This is a genomic window from Enterococcus sp. DIV0802b, from assembly GCF_050543535.1.
Classification (GTDB): domain Bacteria; phylum Bacillota; class Bacilli; order Lactobacillales; family Enterococcaceae; genus Enterococcus_D; species Enterococcus_D entomosocium.
Genome location: NZ_CP172941.1, coordinates 1362320 through 1379695, shown reverse-complemented (window position 1 = coordinate 1379695; position 17376 = coordinate 1362320). Strand labels below are relative to the sequence as shown.

Annotated in this window: 11 protein-coding genes; 3 read left to right on the top strand and 8 right to left on the bottom strand. The window is 41.5% G+C overall.

Annotated features, from left to right (window positions below; translation table 11 throughout):
* Window positions 1-86 precede the first annotated feature (86 nt).
* Window positions 87-743, top strand: coding sequence for a DsbA family protein (locus IGJ12_RS06565; RefSeq protein ID WP_008379746.1), 657 nt, complete (start codon window positions 87-89; stop codon window positions 741-743).
* 135 nt (window positions 744-878) lie between these two features.
* Here IGJ12_RS06565 and pepF read toward each other — a convergent pair whose 3' ends face one another.
* The 5 genes from pepF to IGJ12_RS06540 all read right to left on the bottom strand — a co-directional run bounded on the left by pepF (window position 879) and on the right by IGJ12_RS06540 (window position 7499).
* A complete protein-coding gene (gene pepF, locus IGJ12_RS06560) occupies window positions 879-2696 on the bottom strand; it encodes an oligoendopeptidase F (protein ID WP_430619494.1) in 1818 nt (605 codons plus the stop codon).
* Window positions 2697-2756: 60 nt separating this feature from the next.
* On the bottom strand, window positions 2757-3755 hold the full coding sequence (locus IGJ12_RS06555) for a competence protein CoiA (protein WP_430619493.1): 999 nt from the start codon (window positions 3753-3755) through the stop codon (window positions 2757-2759).
* A 100-nt stretch (window positions 3756-3855) separates the two neighbouring features.
* A complete protein-coding gene (locus IGJ12_RS06550; protein WP_016621314.1) occupies window positions 3856-4506 on the bottom strand; it encodes an adaptor protein MecA in 651 nt (216 codons plus the stop codon).
* 152 nt (window positions 4507-4658) lie between these two features.
* Window positions 4659-5057 carry a transcriptional regulator SpxA gene (spxA, locus tag IGJ12_RS06545; protein ID WP_003127030.1) on the bottom strand — a complete coding sequence of 133 codons (399 nt, stop codon included), beginning with the start codon at window positions 5055-5057 and terminating at the stop codon, window positions 4659-4661.
* Between the two features lie 705 nt (window positions 5058-5762).
* Window positions 5763-7499 (bottom strand): ABC transporter ATP-binding protein, encoded by a 1737-nt coding sequence (locus IGJ12_RS06540; protein WP_005236757.1) that lies wholly within the window; start codon window positions 7497-7499, stop codon window positions 5763-5765.
* Between the two features lie 244 nt (window positions 7500-7743).
* On the opposite strand from IGJ12_RS06540, the gene IGJ12_RS06535 reads away from it, so the two are divergent.
* Complete coding sequence (locus IGJ12_RS06535; RefSeq protein WP_034878652.1) at window positions 7744-8478, top strand: HAD family hydrolase; 735 nt, start codon at window positions 7744-7746, stop codon at window positions 8476-8478.
* Between the two features lie 46 nt (window positions 8479-8524).
* Here the strand turns inward: IGJ12_RS06535 and IGJ12_RS06530 are convergent, their stop codons facing one another.
* Genes IGJ12_RS06530 through IGJ12_RS06520 form a run of 3 tightly spaced genes read right to left on the bottom strand, consistent with a single transcriptional unit; the run spans window position 8525 to window position 15958 of the window.
* The gene (locus IGJ12_RS06530; RefSeq protein ID WP_429960089.1) at window positions 8525-11689 is read right to left on the bottom strand and encodes an SNF2 helicase associated domain-containing protein; all 3165 of its coding nucleotides are present in this window, start codon (window positions 11687-11689) and stop codon (window positions 8525-8527) included.
* 16 nt (window positions 11690-11705) lie between these two features.
* Window positions 11706-14834, bottom strand: coding sequence for an AAA family ATPase (locus IGJ12_RS06525; RefSeq protein ID WP_430619492.1), 3129 nt, complete (start codon window positions 14832-14834; stop codon window positions 11706-11708).
* A gap of 2 nt (window positions 14835-14836) precedes the next feature.
* Complete coding sequence (locus IGJ12_RS06520) at window positions 14837-15958, bottom strand: exonuclease SbcCD subunit D (RefSeq protein WP_430619491.1); 1122 nt, start codon at window positions 15956-15958, stop codon at window positions 14837-14839.
* A gap of 254 nt (window positions 15959-16212) precedes the next feature.
* On the opposite strand from IGJ12_RS06520, the gene anmK reads away from it, so the two are divergent.
* The gene (gene anmK / locus IGJ12_RS06515; RefSeq protein WP_194188025.1) at window positions 16213-17373 is read left to right on the top strand and encodes an anhydro-N-acetylmuramic acid kinase AnmK; all 1161 of its coding nucleotides are present in this window, start codon (window positions 16213-16215) and stop codon (window positions 17371-17373) included.
* Window positions 17374-17376: the final 3 nt, after the last annotated feature.

Sequence of the window (17376 nt, the reverse complement as noted above, 5' to 3'; positions counted from 1 at the left end):
TTTTCGCGTTTTTTTGCTATATTTAATAAAACATACTTATTTTGTTTTTCAAGTTACTCAAGAATCTTAATTGGGGAGAGATTCAAATGATCGAACTTTTTTTATTTATTAATCCGATTGGGCCTATTTGTTATGATATCGAAAAAGAGATTCTCAACAAATTAAACACGAGCCGCAAAAAAATCCATTTGCAGATCCTGCCTTTCGTTAACTTGTTTTCCGTAGGTGTTTCAATGGACTATTTGTCCATGAATAAGGCGGATTTGGTCTTGCGAAATGAACAGACCAACCAAATCTATGCTGCGTCATTGGATTATAAAGCAGCCCAGTTGCAAGGAAAAAAAATTGCTCGGGATTTCTTATTGAAATTGCAACAACGGATAGGGATCGAAAAACAGGAATATTGTGACACCTTAGTGAAAGATCTATTTTCAGAAACGAATGGTGATTTAGAGATGTTCCTAGAAGATCGTACATCTGAGTTAGTGAAAAAGAACTTTGCCACTGATCAGAGGGTAGCGAAAGACATGGGCATCACGATCACACCTTCTGCTGTGGTGTATGATTTTTCAAGTGAAGAAGAATATGGGGTCCTTTTAGAAGGATCAGAGGAACTGAGAAGTCTTCCTCTCGTCTGTGGTACAGCAACAGAACTCGATACATTTATGCAAAAAGCTCAGTCTTTGAAAGCACCAAAACTTTCCACTATTCATGAAATTGATCGAGGGTTGATTCTTTTATGAAACCCTATTCAATAGCGACGCTGCGCAGCGAGCCAAACGATGATCTTGTGTTTGGCTCGCTGCGCAGCGTTTTTCATTGCGGGAGGAACAAAAAAACAAACCAATCCTTTTCGGACTGGTTTGTACTCTTTTCAATTATGCTTCGACTTCTTTTACGAGTTCTTCCAATTCATTCAAGCGTTGCTCAAATACTTTCATTGCATCTTCAATATAATCTGCTTTCGTCATATCTACGCCTGCTTTTTTCATGACTTCGATTGGATAATCACTACGTCCGGCTTTCAAATAGTTCAAATAGTTAGTTAAGGCATCAGGTTCGCCAGCTAAGATTTTCTTCGCCAAAGCAGAAGCTGCCGAAAAACCAGTTGAATATTGGTAAACATAGTAATTGTAATAGAAATGCGGAATGCGTGACCACTCAAGACGAATCTCCGGATCTTTTTCAACTGATGGTCCGTAGTATTTTGCATTTAACTCGGCATAGTTCTCGCTTAAGAATTCACTGGTCAACGGCGTTCCTTTCGCATCTTCCACGTGCATGAAGTGTTCAAACTCGGCAAATTGCGTTTGACGGAAAATCGTTCCTTTGAAGCCATCAAGAAAATGATTCAAGACATAGGCTTTGACCCGCGGATCAGTCTCAGTCCGAAGCATGTATTCCGTTAAAATATTTTCATTCGTGGTTGAAGCGATTTCTGCTAAGAAGATCGAGTAATCCCCATAGGCATAAGGCTGGTTATTCCGTGTGAAGTAACTATGCACACTGTGTCCCATTTCATGAACGAGGGTAAAGAGTTGATCCAATCGATCATTCCAGTTCATTAAGATATAAGGCAGTGTGTCATAAGCACCTGAAGAATAGGCACCACTGCGTTTGCCTTTGTTTTCAACGACATCGATCCACCGATTGCTGAAAGCTTCTTCAACTACAGCTAGATACTCTTCCCCTAATGGTTTTAGCGCTTCTTTCGCTTTTTCGACTGCTTCTTCATAGGTATAGCGAATCGGTGCTTCCCCTAAAATCGGCGTGTACACATCATACATATGAAGCGTGTCGACAGCCAACAGGCGTTTTCTTAATGCCATATATCGGTGTAATAATGGCAAATGCTGATTAACGACGTCCACTAAGGTATCATAGACACTTTCAGGAATATGATTGGCACTCAAAGCGGCTTGGCGTGCCGAGTCGTATTTACGGGCTTTGGCTTTAAAGTTGTGGGCTTTGATATTCGTACTTAAGGTTTGGGCAAAGGTATTGCGGAATTGCTCATAAACGCCATAGAGACCTTTAAAGGCCGCTTCCCGAACAGACCGATCCGTGCTTTCCATCAACTCACCGTATACACCATGAGATAGCTGTACTTTTTCCCCGTTTTCGTCTTCAACTACTGGAAAATCCAAATCAGCATTGTTTAAAACAGAAAAAATGTTGCCGGATGCTCCAAAAATTTCGCCTGCTCCGGCCAATAGCGCTTCTTGATCGGCAGGCAAAACATGGGGCCGCTCGTTAATAGTTTTTTCGATCATATGACGATAAACAGCTAGTTTCGGTTCTTGATCGAAATAGCCCCAAATCGTTTCATCGGACATCGTCAATAATTCGGGATCAAACCAAGCAACGGCTTCACTTACTTGCGCAACTAAACTGCTGGCTTTCGCATATAAGCCTTGATAAGTCGTATTAGCGGTATCTTGATCATTTTTCAAATGACTGTAAACATACAGTTTCTCTAAACGGCGAGAAAGATCTAAGACAAATTCTAAAGCGGATAGGAAGGCTTGTGGCCCATCTGCTAAAGTGCCTTGGTAACTGCTAGCTTCTTTAAGCTGTGCTTGGATTTCTTGAAATTCTATGTCAAAAGCCGCATCATCGGCATAGATTTTCGTTAAGTCCCACGTTTTTTCGACTGGAATCGATTCACGTGCTGGTAATTGTTTTGTTTCTGACATTCCCTTCACTCCTTGTTCATTGGTTAAAAATATCTTATCACACTTTTCAACGAAACCAAATCATTGGCTTGAAAAAGAAACCGAATTTTCTAAATATTGGCATTCTTGAAAGATTTCTCTCAATATTTCTCTTTGATCAAGCAAAGGAAAGCACCATTGCCAATGCAGCTTCCTCAACTGAATCAACCACTGTTCAAAACTAATGGGACATTCACTTAAATAGAGAAAGCGAAAAATCAGTATGTGGTGTTCAAATAAAAAGCCAAACCGACTTTCACAATAGCACCAAAGAGGCAACTGTGAGACATTCCCATTCAACGGGTATACTATTTCTTGAATCTCTCTGATTTTAGGCAGTCTGTTTCGCAGTTTTCGAATCACCCACAAACGATAATCGACCGCTACCCATTCAATAGAATGGTGGGTATCTGATTCATCTGCTTCGTACAAAGGTCGAAGTGTCTCTTTCCTGTATGGCTCCCCTTTTTGTATAGCGCTTCGTCGACTGATTACCCCTTCTTGATAGTGCCATTTGATTTGGTGCAGCCGCACCAATGCCTGATTTCGCGTATCAATGAGCCACAAGCAAAAGCCAGTAGACTGATAAGTACAGCAGGCTTTTGCCAAAAGCGACCAATGGCGTTTCGGATACATTTTGGTCCCTAGGATCCACCAAGGCTGATAACCATTTGCTAAATAAGTGCTGGTTCGTTCCAGAAATCGTGAAAACTTGAGTGAAGAACACTGGACTTCAACGGCAATATTTTTGTAACAGAGATCAGGTCGCTGCTGAAGTTGCGGCAAGTAGGCTTCAAGTTCAATATCCATCTCTTGATACCATTCAAACAAAAGTTGTTTTGCTTCCAAGTGCTCCTTCGTCTCCCTTTCACTGTATGTCTGACAATCAGTGGTGGCTTGATGGGCAAAGTGGGACTGTCGCTTAAGTCCTTGCCTCAAAATCACTTCTTTCTGACAGCCGGGGCAATAAAAAGGGCCCGAGGATTTCTTTGCCCCTTTCGCTAGGATGACTTCTTTTCTTTGGTTCAACGCTTTCAACATCTGGCTCACCTCAATAAGAGGTACGCCAGATTCGTCAAACACAATTAAAAAAGCCAAAAACATTGTCAAAATGTCCTTGGCTGGAAATGATTTTCATTCATTAATCATTCTTGAAATAGAAACGAGTCAATTCAAGTGCATCGTTTTCCATGATCAACTCACCGTATTCTGATAAAACTTCGGGCGTCACTGAAGTCCTTTGGGCAAATTCCATCAAATAAGAAAGTGCATTTTCCACTTCAATATCAGTAATATCTACATCCATAAATCGAATTTCAATATAATAATGATTGCCCATTTGGTAAAGATTGGTTGCAACGGAATCCAAATATACTTCGGATGCCAATTGAATCATATCTTCGAATCGCAACAACTCGAATACAAAACGATTGCCGATTTCTTCTGCTTGCTCTGACTCTTGTAATTGAGCCGCTACATGTTTTTTCAACATATCGGTAATGTCTTCATTCGCTTCATCGTTCATCTCATCAAAATTTTCCATTCCTTCTGGTGGAAGATTTTTGCTAATAAACAATTCTAACCCATCGCCTTTAGGCAAGACTTGGAAAGTTACAGCTTCACTGCCTTTAAATTCTTCGTCAATATCAACTTCTTCAAGAATACTGTAAAAGAAGTTTTCAATTTCATTGTGATTTCCTAGAAGGTCAAGAAAAGTGATGCCTCTCGCAGCTAAGTCTTCACTTTTGATCAGTACACGAATGGTGTTCTCATTGATATGTTCCATTTCCATATTAGCTACACCTCACTTTTGCTACTCACTATAGGTTCATTGTATCGAAACCTGATAAAAAGTAAAGAGAAAACGAATATCCTCTTAAGAAAAACGTAAAAACTCAAAAAAAGACTCACTTTCTACGAGAAAGCGAGTCGATGAAGTCAAATTTATAAGCCTGCCATTAATTGCGCTTGTCTTAGTTCCAGTTGGCGAACATCCCTAGGTAAGAACCGACGAATTTCATCTTCGTTAAACCCAACTTGCAATCGTTTTTCATCGATCATAATTGGCCGACGCAATAATCCTGGATTTTCTTGAACAAGTGTCAATAAATCTTTTAGGGGCAGGTCATCTAGATCCATATTCAACTTTTGGAATACTTTGGATCTGGTGGAAATAATTTCTTCTGTGCCATCTTCTGTCATTTGTAGAATTGCCTTAAGCTCAGAAATATTTAACGGTTCTGAAAAAATATTTCTTTCAACAAAAGGGATTTCGTGCTCTTGTAACCACGCACGAGCTTTGCGACAAGATGTGCAACTTGGGGAAGTGTATAGTGTCAACAACGTGCATCTCTCCTTTTTAATTTTCAATCAAGCAAGTCCTGTTCCCTCGCTTGATTTCAATTATACAGGTTTAACTAAAAAAAATCTAGTCTAAATCTCATATTTTTTAATAAAACTCGAAAGTTATATTAAAAGCGAAACCTTTTAGGCAAAAGGTTTCACTCAAAAAGTTTATTTTTAAATGAGAAAAATCAAATTTTTTTTTAATATTACTTCTTTTATACAACAGTGTGTCAAAGGTGTATCAAAAAGATGTCAGAATATTAAAATACTCTTTTAGTTGAATCCCGCGTTTTTTAATTTCCCCTCTGTAATTACATGTGTAATCAAAAAAACGGAGGAAAAAACCAAGTCCATGGCTCAATCGTTTTCAAAGGAAAAATTTCACGATCCCTTGTTGCCTTGGAAACGAAAGGGCTACAATAAAAATATATGTTATTTTTTCCAGAGAAGATTCTCAACCAATGTCTTCATTCTTGATTCCATTGTATCACATTCCTTTTTAATCAGAAAACCATACAAGTATTTCTATCATAATCGACAATAAAACAGTAGGAGAAATGAATATCTGCTTATAAATGAAAAGGGTTTCTCACAAAAATTTAGTGAAAAACGATCAACCTAAGAAACCCGTCTTTTATGCTTTTTCCTGACAAAGTATAAAAAGACTAGTGTTTTCTTGGATTGATCGTTCATTTCTTTCTTCTAAGGGAGAGAAGGTTCTCCATCACGAGCGAATTGCGCATCATGCAATGCGCGATAATGTCCCTTTTTCGCCATCAAATCTTCATGGGTCCCCTCTTCTAAGATGCCTTTATCACTAACGACAATGATGCGTGTCGCATGTTTGATCGTTGCGAGGCGATGGGCAATGATCAAGGTTGTACGGCCATCTGCCAAAGAATTCAATGACTCTTGAATCACTTGCTCGGTTTCTGTATCCAACGCTGATGTTGCTTCATCCAATATCAAAATCGGCGGGTTTTTTAAGAACATCCGAGCAATCGCTACCCGCTGCTTTTGACCACCGGATAATTTGACTCCTCGTTCACCGATGACCGTATCTAACCCATCCGTCATTTGATCGATGACCTTTTCTAAGTGTGCTAATTTGACTGCCTTTAAAATCTCTTCTTCTGTTGCATCAAGTTTGCCATAAGCAATATTTTCTCGAATCGTTCCCGGGAAAAGAAAGACATCTTGCTGCACAGTCCCAATCTGCTGACGTAAAGAAGCCAGGGTCATCTCCTGAATATTGATGCCGTCAATCGTAATGGCGCCTTCAGTGACTTCATAAAAACGCGGCAACAAGTTGCATAACGTGGTTTTCCCTGAGCCACTTTGCCCGACGAAGGCGATCGTCTCGCCAGCTTTGATCGATAAATCGATGTGATTCAAGACTTTCGTCGCATCCGCATAGGAAAAAGAAACATCTTGGTAGACGATATCCCCTTTTAATGATTGAACAGCCCGTGCCCCTGGTTTGTCTTTGATCGTCGGTTCTTTATCCAATTCTTCGGTCAATCGTTTGAAGCCAGCGATGCCTTTCGGATAGCTTTCAATCATCGTATTGACCTTCTCAATTGGTCTAACAAAGACATTCGATAATAAAATAAACCCAACAAACTGGCCATTCGTCAGTTCACCACGAATCACGTAGTAAGCACCAAAAATCAGAGCAAACAAGTTGATCAAGCGAATCAGAAAGTAATTATACGCTGAACTGATCGCCATTACCTTATAAAAAAGGATCTTCGATTGCCGATAGATTTCGCTCAGTCCATCAAAGCGTTTATGTTCGAACGTTTCATTAGCAAACGATTGGGTCACTCGAATGCCGCTAACAGATGCTTCCACTCCGGCGTTGAACTCACCGAGGTTGTCATAGATCTGTGTATTGACTTTGGTCATTTTCTTATTGAAAAAAACCAAGGCAATCGTAATCAATGGAATCAACGCAAATGTCGCTACCGCTAATTGAACGTGCATATTCAACATCAATAGGAATGCCCCCACCAAAGTCATGATGGTAATAAAAACATCTTCTGGCCCATGGTGAGCGACTTCAGAGATTTCAAAGAGATCCGTGGTCAAGCGACTGATCAGCTTGCCGGTCTTTTGATTGTCATAATATTCAAAAGATTGGGTCTGCAGATGTCGAAACAGTTCTTGACGCATATCTGTCTCAATATTGACCCCAAGTTTATGACCATAAAAAACCACGATATATTGCAACACAGTATTGATCACATAAAACAAGAACAAGCCTAAGCAAGCCAATAGTATCAAGCGAAAGTTGTTCTGGGGCATGATCTTATCGATTACTTGGTTGACGGCAACGGGAAAGGCCAGTTCTAATAAACCAGCAAATACCGCACAAGTAAAATCTAGCATAAATAGTGACCGATACGGTCGATAATAACGAAAAAACCTTTTTAACACATTTCCCCCTCCTCAATAGCTTTCATTATAAGCAACTCTTTGAAGAAATGCAAAATGAGAAACATGTGAAAATGGGTAAAATTCACTATAATTTTGAAAACCTATCAAGACGCGGATTTCTAAAAACAGTAAATAAAACCTTTATTTCACAAGGCTTTCCCTCTTTTTTTTAGAGTCATAATGGCTTATGATTGATTCGAAAACAAACTGAAAATTTTCACTAACTCTGAAAGGCGTGTCTCTTTTGATCACTAGTATTCTTTTTGATGTCGATGATACCTTATATGACCAGCAACAACCATTTCGTAATGCCATAACCTCATGCTTTCCACAAATTGCCCGCAAGGACCTAACCGCTCTTTATTTGCGTTTTCGCGTACATAGCGATGAACAGTTTGGAAGGGTATTGGCGAATGAATGGACGCTGGAGCATTTTCGTTATTACCGGCTGACTCATTCTCTAACGGACTTAGGTTATTTCCCTATTACTATGGAAGAAAGCTGCCAGTTTCAGCTGTGCTATGAACAAGAACTAGATGCTATCACGCTACATCCAGAAGTTGAGTCAACCTTGAGTTATTTGTCCAAATTGCCAATCAAATTAGGAATTATTACTAACGGTCCCACCGACCACCAACAAAAGAAGTTGAATCAGTTGCAACTGACTCGATGGATCAAACCAGAGCATATGATCATTTCACAAGCAACCGGTTATCAGAAACCAGAGCTAGAAATTTTCCAATTGGCTGAAACCGCCTTTGCTCTTGATCCAGAAACAACACTGTACGTAGGTGACAACTTTGATAATGATGTAGTGGGCTGCAAAAAAGCCGGTTGGCAAGCCTTGTGGTTCAATCATCGTCTTCGTCAGGCGCCTAATGGATTGGAAGATTTGCCCGATGTGTCGATCACTGCTTTCTCGCAGCTCCAAGAAAGTATTGACGCCCTCTTGCAGCTTCCTGCATACGCCTATAACTAAAAAACATGGACCTTCGCTTCAAGCGGGTCCATGTTTTTTTGAATGCTTAATGTTCTTCGCCGATACTCAAAATTAAGCGAATATCTTCTTCGGTCATTTGTTGAAGCTGGGTTTCATTGCCTTGAATCACTTTTTGGAAAAGCTCACGTTTTTCTTGTTGCAATGCATCCATTCGTTCTTCAATGGTTCCTTCGGCGATCATTCGCCAGACTTCGACTACATTTTTTTGACCAATCCGATGGGCTCGTCCAGCGGCTTGTTCTTCCACTGCTGGGTTCCACCATAAATCGTATAAAATCACTGTATCTGCACCAGTCAGATTTAGTCCAGTTCCTCCTGCTTTTAATGAGATCAAGAAGACATCTTTTTCGCCACTATTAAAAGCATTGACCATCGTCAAACGATCTTGTGGCGGTGTGCTGCCACGCAAATAGAAGGATTCAAACCCTTCCTGGGCTAATTCTTCTTCAATGATCGAAAGCATACTGGTGAACTGAGAAAATAGCAGGACACGACGGCCATTTTCTTTGGCTGCTAAGAGTAAATCTTTGACCTGTTCAAGTTTCCCAGAAGACCCTTCGTAGTCCTCCACGAATAATCGAGGGTCACAGCAGATTTGCCGTAGACGAGTCAAGCCAGCTAAAATACTGATCCGATTTTTGCGGAAAGACGTAGAATCCATTTGCGCGATTTCTTCTCGCATTTGTCGCAAATACGCCAAATAAATTTTCTTTTGTTCCTCTGTTAGGACACTGTAATAATTTGTTTCCAGCTTTTGCGGCAAATCATGTAACACAGATTTTTTATCTCTTCGCAAAATGAAGGGTTTGATCATTTTTGCAATTTCCTGTGTAGATAGTTCCTTAAATTTCTGCTTGTTGGGGAAAAAGCCTGGCATAATCATTTGGAACAAGGACCACAATTCTTCTAAATTGTTCTCGATCGGTGTGCCACTGAGGGCGAACCGCTGCGGAACTTCCAAGGATCGCAATGCCTGTGCCGTTTTGGTCGCGCTGTTTTTGACCATCTGTGCTTCATCTAAAATCAAACACGATAGCTCTAGTGCTTGATAGGCATCAATGTCCTGACGCAAGCTTGCATACGAAGTAATTCGGACGTCCGCTGATTGCGCCATCTGCGCTTCTCGCTCTTCTTTCGTTCCACTGATGACAGTCGCTGAAATTGAAGGTGCGAACCGTTTGATTTCTTGCTGCCAGTTGAATGTTAGACTGGCTGGCGCCACGATTAACGCATTCAATTTTTGATGCTCTTGTTTCTCAGAAAGCAAATAGCTAATGGTTTGGACGGTCTTCCCTAACCCCATTTCATCAGCAAGAATGCCGCCAAATTGATAATGGCTCAACATTTTTAGCCAACGAAAGCCAACTTCTTGGTACTGCCGCAACTCAGCATGCAAGTTGTCTGGCAACTGTGCCTCAAAGTTTTCTGGATGGATCAAATCTTTCGTCATTTGCTGAAAGCCTGTGCTAAAACTCGCTTGATCGGCAAACTGTTCTTGCAGCAATAGCCCTTGATTCAATGGGACTTGGATTGCCCCGTTTTTCGTATCTAACGAGAGCCGCAATTTTTTGAGGGCAGCACTTGCTTCTTGAAACTCTTCCGACTCCAGCGAAAGAACTTGCCCATTTTCTGTGGTATAAAATTGCGCAGATTGCAACAGACTCCGCAAAACATCGTTGATCTCTGATTCTTGAATGCCGCTAACATCAAACTTGATATCCAACCAAGAACCATTCTCTTCAATCACGATTTCTGGTCGATGATGCTGGGCATCAAGGTAGAGTTCCCGCAGCTTCTTGCCGATCCGCACTTCCCCTAATTGTCTCAAGACCGGGATCTCTCTCGTAAAAAAGGTATAGAGTTGCTCACCTAGTGGTAGATTTTTTTGCCAATTTTTGCTGCTGGCTTGATAGCCAAAGGTTTCAATAATGGCTTCGATCCGTGCTTCTTGTTGGAAATCACGTAAAATCTCTGGATGATTTTCTGGCATGTATTGATGTTTTTCATCACTTGAAAAAACGACTTCTCCATAAGTAAAATCAACTTGTAGATCTACTTGACCTTTGATTTTCCGCAAGGAGAAAACTGCTTTCAATTCAGATTCTTCGATGTCATTTTGAACCTCAGGAGCCACTTGGACACGCCCAATTTTTCGCAAATAAGGCAAAACTTTCATAAAGAGATTCGCCAGCTCTTCTTTTGGATAATCAATGATTGGCTGTTCAAAACGTTTAAACAGCTGCTGCATCGTGACATAGATCTCCTTTTGCTCGACAGTCAATTCATAAAATGTTCCGTCCAACAGCCCCCAGTTATAATAACTAAGTAAGTGGTCGAAGTCTTTTACGAACAGCAGCGGAAAATGATCCGCTTCTTTTGTAACTGAAAACGTCAATGGTTCCCCCGATTGGAAGTCTACTTGGCTGACCTTGGTTTCACCAATGGTGATTTGCGTGTAGACATCATTGAATTGCAATAGCAGTTCCTTGCCGAATTCAACGGGCAGCAGCAAGTATTTTTTGTCAAGTTTGCCATTGATTTGAATGCCCGCTTGCCCCATTAATTGTTGGGTTTGCGCGATTCCTGTCAATCGATTCAATAAAGCTCGATTTTTCTCATCAAAAGCATCCGCAGAAAGCAAAAAGGTCTGTTGCTTATTGGCCGCATAGTGCTTGTTCTCTTGATACATCTGTAAAAATTTGTAAATGTTTTTGACGACATAGGTCCTGGCCGTGCCGCGATGCCCGACCTTCAAAGAGACCCCTAAAATATCCATCTCTTGGTGATAAGGATTTGTCGCAATCGTATCTACCCGAAATTCAATCTGTAATGGTTTACTCGCTTCTTTTTCGCTGTCTAAGCGAGCAAAACCATTGGAAAACATCTCTGAAGCAGAAAAGGCTTTTTTGATGGGGGTTTGTTCATTGATTTTTCGTGTTTTTCCTTGTTGGCGTAAATAGAGTTCGACGGCCACCGTATGTTTGCAATAATGATGTTCTTCCCAATAGGGACATTGGCAATAATCCACTTCTTTGGCAGTAGCATCCAAAGTAACTAAATACAATTCTGTTCCGAGTACTTCTGCATGCCACACATTTTTTTCTTTATCCGGGGTGACAGACAGTACACGGCCTTCATTAAGATACGTTCTCCCCCGCTCGATTACTTTTTCTGGAATACTCCACTTCATAAGAGCCCTCCTCTCCTTATTCTTTTATTCGGATCCGGCTTTGCCCGCTGCCGTTGGTTTCTACGAACACTTGCTGCAGGATCCTTGCCCGCAGTTCTCGAACATGACTGATGATCCCAATCATGCGCCCTTCATTTTCGATCATTTCTAATGCTTCCATCGCCATTTCCAATGATTCTTCATCAAGCGAGCCAAACCCTTCATCGATGAAAAGTGCTTCGATCTCAATCCCGCCAGCTCGTTGCTGGATTACATCTGCTAAAGAGATTGCTAACGCTAAGGCTGCAATAAAGCTTTCACCGCCTGACAGTGTATGTGCTCTTCTGACTTGACCGGCATTATCGTCATAGATGTCAATTTCTAAGCCTGTTGAGCTTCGATAGCTCCCAACTTTATCCGCTAATTCAAATTGATAGCGGCCACGGGTCAAACGGGACAAGCGTTCATTGGCGACTTCTAAGATCTCCGTCAAAAATTGTTGCAACACATACCGTTCCAAGCTGGTTTTCTTCGTGTTTTCGCCATTGATGGTTTCTGCCAACTGTTGGAGTTGGCCTAATTGGGCAAGTTCTTCGACATTTTTCTGATAAATGGCTTGCAACTCGTCAAATAACCGTTGATTGCTGTTGACCTTCTCCTGTTTGCGAACCGTTTCTTGCTGTAATTCCTCCATCACAGTCTGCAACTGAAGGTAGGTCGTTTCCAATTGGATTAAATCCATTGCCGCCTGCTCTTTTAATTGGGTATCTAGCAATATCAGACGCTGTTGAACAAACGCCGTTTCTTGCTCATAGGTTTTGATTTCTTCTGTCAGAAGGGTTGTTTGAGGAGCTTGGGCAATCAATTCCCGCATTGCTTCTTCAGTCATCGCTGCTTCTTGCAATCGTTGCATCAGCCGTTGTTCTGCTTTCGCCTTGGCGGCTTGCTTTTCTTCGAAAAATTGTTGTACATTCTTCAACTTCTCTGAAAGGATCGCTTGCTGCTCTTTGATCTGTGCTTCTTGCCGTGCATCCGCCTCGATTTGTTGCGTATATTCCCTTAGTAAAAGATGAATTGACGTTAAATCGGCTTGTAGTTGTTGGTAAGTAGCACCAGCAAGTTGTTCTTGCAAAGAGGCCAATTTTCCTGCCGCAAGTTGGCGCGCTTCCTCGGCCTTTTTTGCTTGCTCACTGACTTGCTGATAGGATTCATCTAACTTTGTCAATTGCCCCTTTACTGCCTGATATGTTTTTTGCGCTGCTTCGTAAGAGGAGGCTTTTTGCTGATTGAGAGATTGTCGTTTTTTTAATTCCTGTGCAATCGTTTCTTCAGTAAGCTTCTCTTGCGTTTCGAAAGGCTGTAACCTAGCGTATGCCTGCTGAACGTCGTTCCAAGCAGCAGCCGCTTGCTTTTCCGCCGAAACGCTTGTCGCTTGCCATTCATTGATCCGCAATAACGCTTGTTCTTGAAGCGTTTGATTTGCCGATACCTGCTGTTGGACTATCGTCAATTTTTCTTGCATTTGCTCAAGTCTTTGCTCACTCGCAAGAATGTCCTCAATGGGATAGGTCGTATGCTCCTGTGCATTCGGATGATCCAATGATCCACACACGGGACAAGGTTCATTTTCTTCCAATAAAAGACGAAGCCGCGCAATTTGCATCCGAGCATTTTGACTGGTTTCTTGTTTTAGCGTTTTTTGCAGCTCTAGCAAAGATGTTTCTAGTTGCTGTTTTTCAAGGACCAAATCCGAATGAATTTGTTGTTGTTCCCCTGTTTTTTGCTCTGCTTCACGAACCAGTGCCTTTGCTTGCTGCCATTTTTCAATTAGCAATTGTGTTTCAGCTAGTTTTAATGCTTCTGTTTGAAATGTTCTTAACGTTTCAATTTTTTCTACCAGTTGCTGCTCTTGTGTTTTGGTGTTAGCAAGCACTTGAGTAATTTTGGTCAATTTGCCCGTTTGCTGCTGTGCTGCTTTTTCCTGCTGTGCCACTTCTTCTCGCTGCTTTTCTGTGCGTTGCGCCAATGGAATCTGCTGCTGGATCTGTTGGCTTCTTTGATTGGCAGCTTCATGCTTTTTCTTAGTCTCTTCGATCAACGGTCTTTGTTCTTGCCAGCTTACTTGTTGCCGCTGAACATCTTGCAACAGCTGCTTCGTTTCGTCGATTTGCTGTGCTGCTTGCTGCGCTTCATTTACGCGTTCTTCTTTTTGCTGCATGATTTCTTGATGTTCAAGCGCCCACACAAGTTGGGTCAATCGTGCTTTTTTTTGATCGATCTCGTTTTTTTGGGCATTCAACAGTTGTGCTTTTTCTTGTAGTTCTTGCCATTCGATCCGAGCATTTTCGATTTCTTTTGCACGGTAAAAGGCATCTTGCGCAGCTTTCATTTCTTGCGTTGCCTGGTCTTTTCTCTGCAATAACTTTTGAAGTTGAATCTGTTGTTTCTCTAAATCTTGCGCCCATAAAGTCAGACATTCCGCAACCGTTAAAACTTCTTGCACTTCTTCCCATTCAAAACGCTCCATGATCTGCGAAGCGACTAGTTGCTGATGTTCAAGCTTTCTACTTTGTGCTTTGACTTGCTCTTTTAGCCATTCATTAAATTGCTGGTACATTTCTGTACCAAATAGATTTCGTAAAACCCGTTCTTTCTCGTTACTACTGGCAATCAGAAAATTACGAAATTCTCCTTGCGGCAACATCATGATTTGAAAAAACTGTTTTGCATCCAGCTGCAGCAGATCCTTGATAAACGCATCAACTTCTGTCCGTTTACTGATCTGCTTTTTCTCTTTGCCATCGGCGTCAAAAATCGTCAATTGAACTTTTGCCGTTTGGTTAGTGACACCGTCACCACGTTTTTTTGCTAACGTCTGTTCCGGTTTCCGTTGGATCTGGTAGGTAAAACGCTGATGTTCAAAAGTAAACGTGACGCTGGTCTCTTCGGTTGGTGAAGCAAACATCGATCGCATTTCTTTGCCTGAGCGCAGATTCCCTGATGTTTCACCGAACAAGGCAAACGTCATTCCATCGAAAATAGTCGTTTTTCCTGCACCAGTTTTGCCGCTGATCAAAAACAACCCGCCAGCTTGCAGCTGACTAAAATCCAATTTTTCATCAATGAATGGACCAAAATTTTTCATTTGTAAAGACTTCGGTTGCATGACTATTCCCTCTTTTCCACGACAAATGCTTCATTTAATCCTTGTTCGATCCATTTGGCTTGTGAATCGAGCAATGAATCACCCGTCATTTCTTGAAAAAAATGACTGATCAAGGTCTGCGGATCGGTTTCTCGTGTCGTTAATTGTCTTTTTTTCGTCTGTTCTCGTCCATTCAACCGTTCGACAGACAAAATAAATGGATAGATTTTTCGCAACTGATTCATCATATTTGGAATCACAGCACGATCCGTCAGCAGAAAATGCCAAAACGCCTCACGATCAAGATCACGATAAAAACCCGGATCGATCAACTCCTCAAAGGACGCCGTCAGCTGCTGGATATCCCTTTTTGGTGTCAGTGGAATAAATTCATTGGTATCTTTTACGGTATCAATAAGATAGATTCCTTTTTGGTTCGTCCGTTCAGAAAGGGAAAATTTCAGTGGTGAGCCGCTGTACCCGATCTTTGGGTGTTTGAGAGCCGTATTGGCATGTAAATGGCCTAAAACAACCCGATCAAAAGGCGCAAAAGCGGTGGTCGGTACGCTGTCCAATCCGCCAACTTGAATTTTTGTTTCTGAATCTGTTTGGCTAGAACCCGCCACAAAAAAATGGGTCACTAGCACTTGCTTTTTGGACGAGTCAAAGTTCTTGGTCATCTCCTCAATGACTCTTTGGACACTATCAGAAATCTTCATTAATGGTTCATCAAAAAACAAGCGGGCCTCGATGGGTTCGAAATACGGTAGTAAAAAGAATTGTGTATCGTCAAACTCAACCGGGTGCAAACTTTGTTCGATGCTAGTGGACAGGTAAAAGCGTGTTTGTTGAAACCACTGACTGCCGGTTTCTAAACGAGTTGGACTATCATGGTTTCCTGAGATAGCCAATAATGGCAGTTCATTCGTTAAATTGATTTCAGCGATTTTTTCATTTAGTAATTTGACTGCATCAACAGCAGGAACCGAACGATCATAAAGGTCCCCCGCAATGATGATGGCATCGACCTTTTCTGCTCTTGCTAGCGCTATGATTTGATCAATGATTGCTCGTTGGTCTTCCAGCAGATCATAGCCATGTAGTTTTTTTCCGATGTGCCAATCAGCTGTATGTATAAAGCGCATTTCTTCACCTTCTTAAAAAATATCCTTCCAATCATTATACCACTTTCCCTGATCGTTAGACATCTCTCTTCCAGCGAAATTTCATTTACCACCCATTTTTGATAAAAATAGCGAACACCTAACATCATTATGTTGAAATGTTTTTTCAATTATAAATTTATATCTTGAAATATAATTACACTTCATTTACAATGAGTGTGAAATCGAATTCAACAATCGCTTTCATCACTATTCTAAAAGAAAGGAGAAACGATATGCTTGCAATAGGACTCATGTCAGGAACCAGTTTGGATGGAATCGACGCTGCTTTAGTAAAAATCAACGGCTGCGGTACCGAAACTGACGTCCAGCTGATGGAAATGCTCACACTGCCCATTGGTGAAGAATTGAAGGAACGAATAAAAACTGCTTGTGATCCGGTGGAATCAAATGTTCCCCTCATCTGCCAATTAAATACTGAATTAGGGTATCAATTTTTGAAAGCGTGTCAAATCCTCTGCCAAAAAGCCGGTATTGAAGAAAAAAGCATTGATTTTGTTGCCAGCCACGGACAAACGATCTGGCACTCCCCCGATGCTGATCCAGCGAAAAACAGCACCTTGCAAATTGGCGAACCTTCGATTATTGCTTATGGCTTACAAACGAAAGTCGTCGCCGATTTCCGAGTGATGGATATGGCTGCTGGCGGGCAAGGAGCGCCCCTTGTACCTTATACGGACTATCTGCTTTATCAATCAGACGATAAAAATCGCTTATTGCAAAATATTGGCGGCATCGGCAACGTTACGGTTCTGCCTAAAAATGGTGGCTTAAGCGAATTATATGCTTTTGATACAGGTCCAGGAAACATGGTCATCGATGAACTAATGGTTCAGCTATTCGGTCAGCCTTATGATGCGTTTGGTGAAACAGCCCGAGCGGGAGCAATTATACCCACCTTGCAAAAGGAATTAAGAACTCATTTTTATTTGTCCCAGCAACCGCCGAAAAGCACTGGACGTGAACAATTTGGCAAACATTTTGTGCAGCAGCTAATGACCGAATATCCCCAAGTAGCATCGGAAGACTTGGTGAGGACTTTAACCGATTTCACCGCATTTTCCATTGCTGACAGTTACCAACGGTTCATTTTCCCTCAGTTGGGAACAAATGATATTGAAGTGATTCTTTCAGGTGGTGGCGCCCATAACCATCTGCTGATTGAGATGATCAAAGGCTATTTACCCGAAACAGTAGCCGTTGTAACACAAGATGACATTGGCGGTTCGAACGATGCCAAAGAAGCGGTGGCTTTCGCCATCTTAGGAAATGAAACTCTTCACAGCCGTGTCAACAATGCCCCTGCAGCAACCGGGGCAGCCCAAGGCGTGATTTTAGGAAAAATCATTCCGAATCCATGGGAAACAATAATGTAAAAC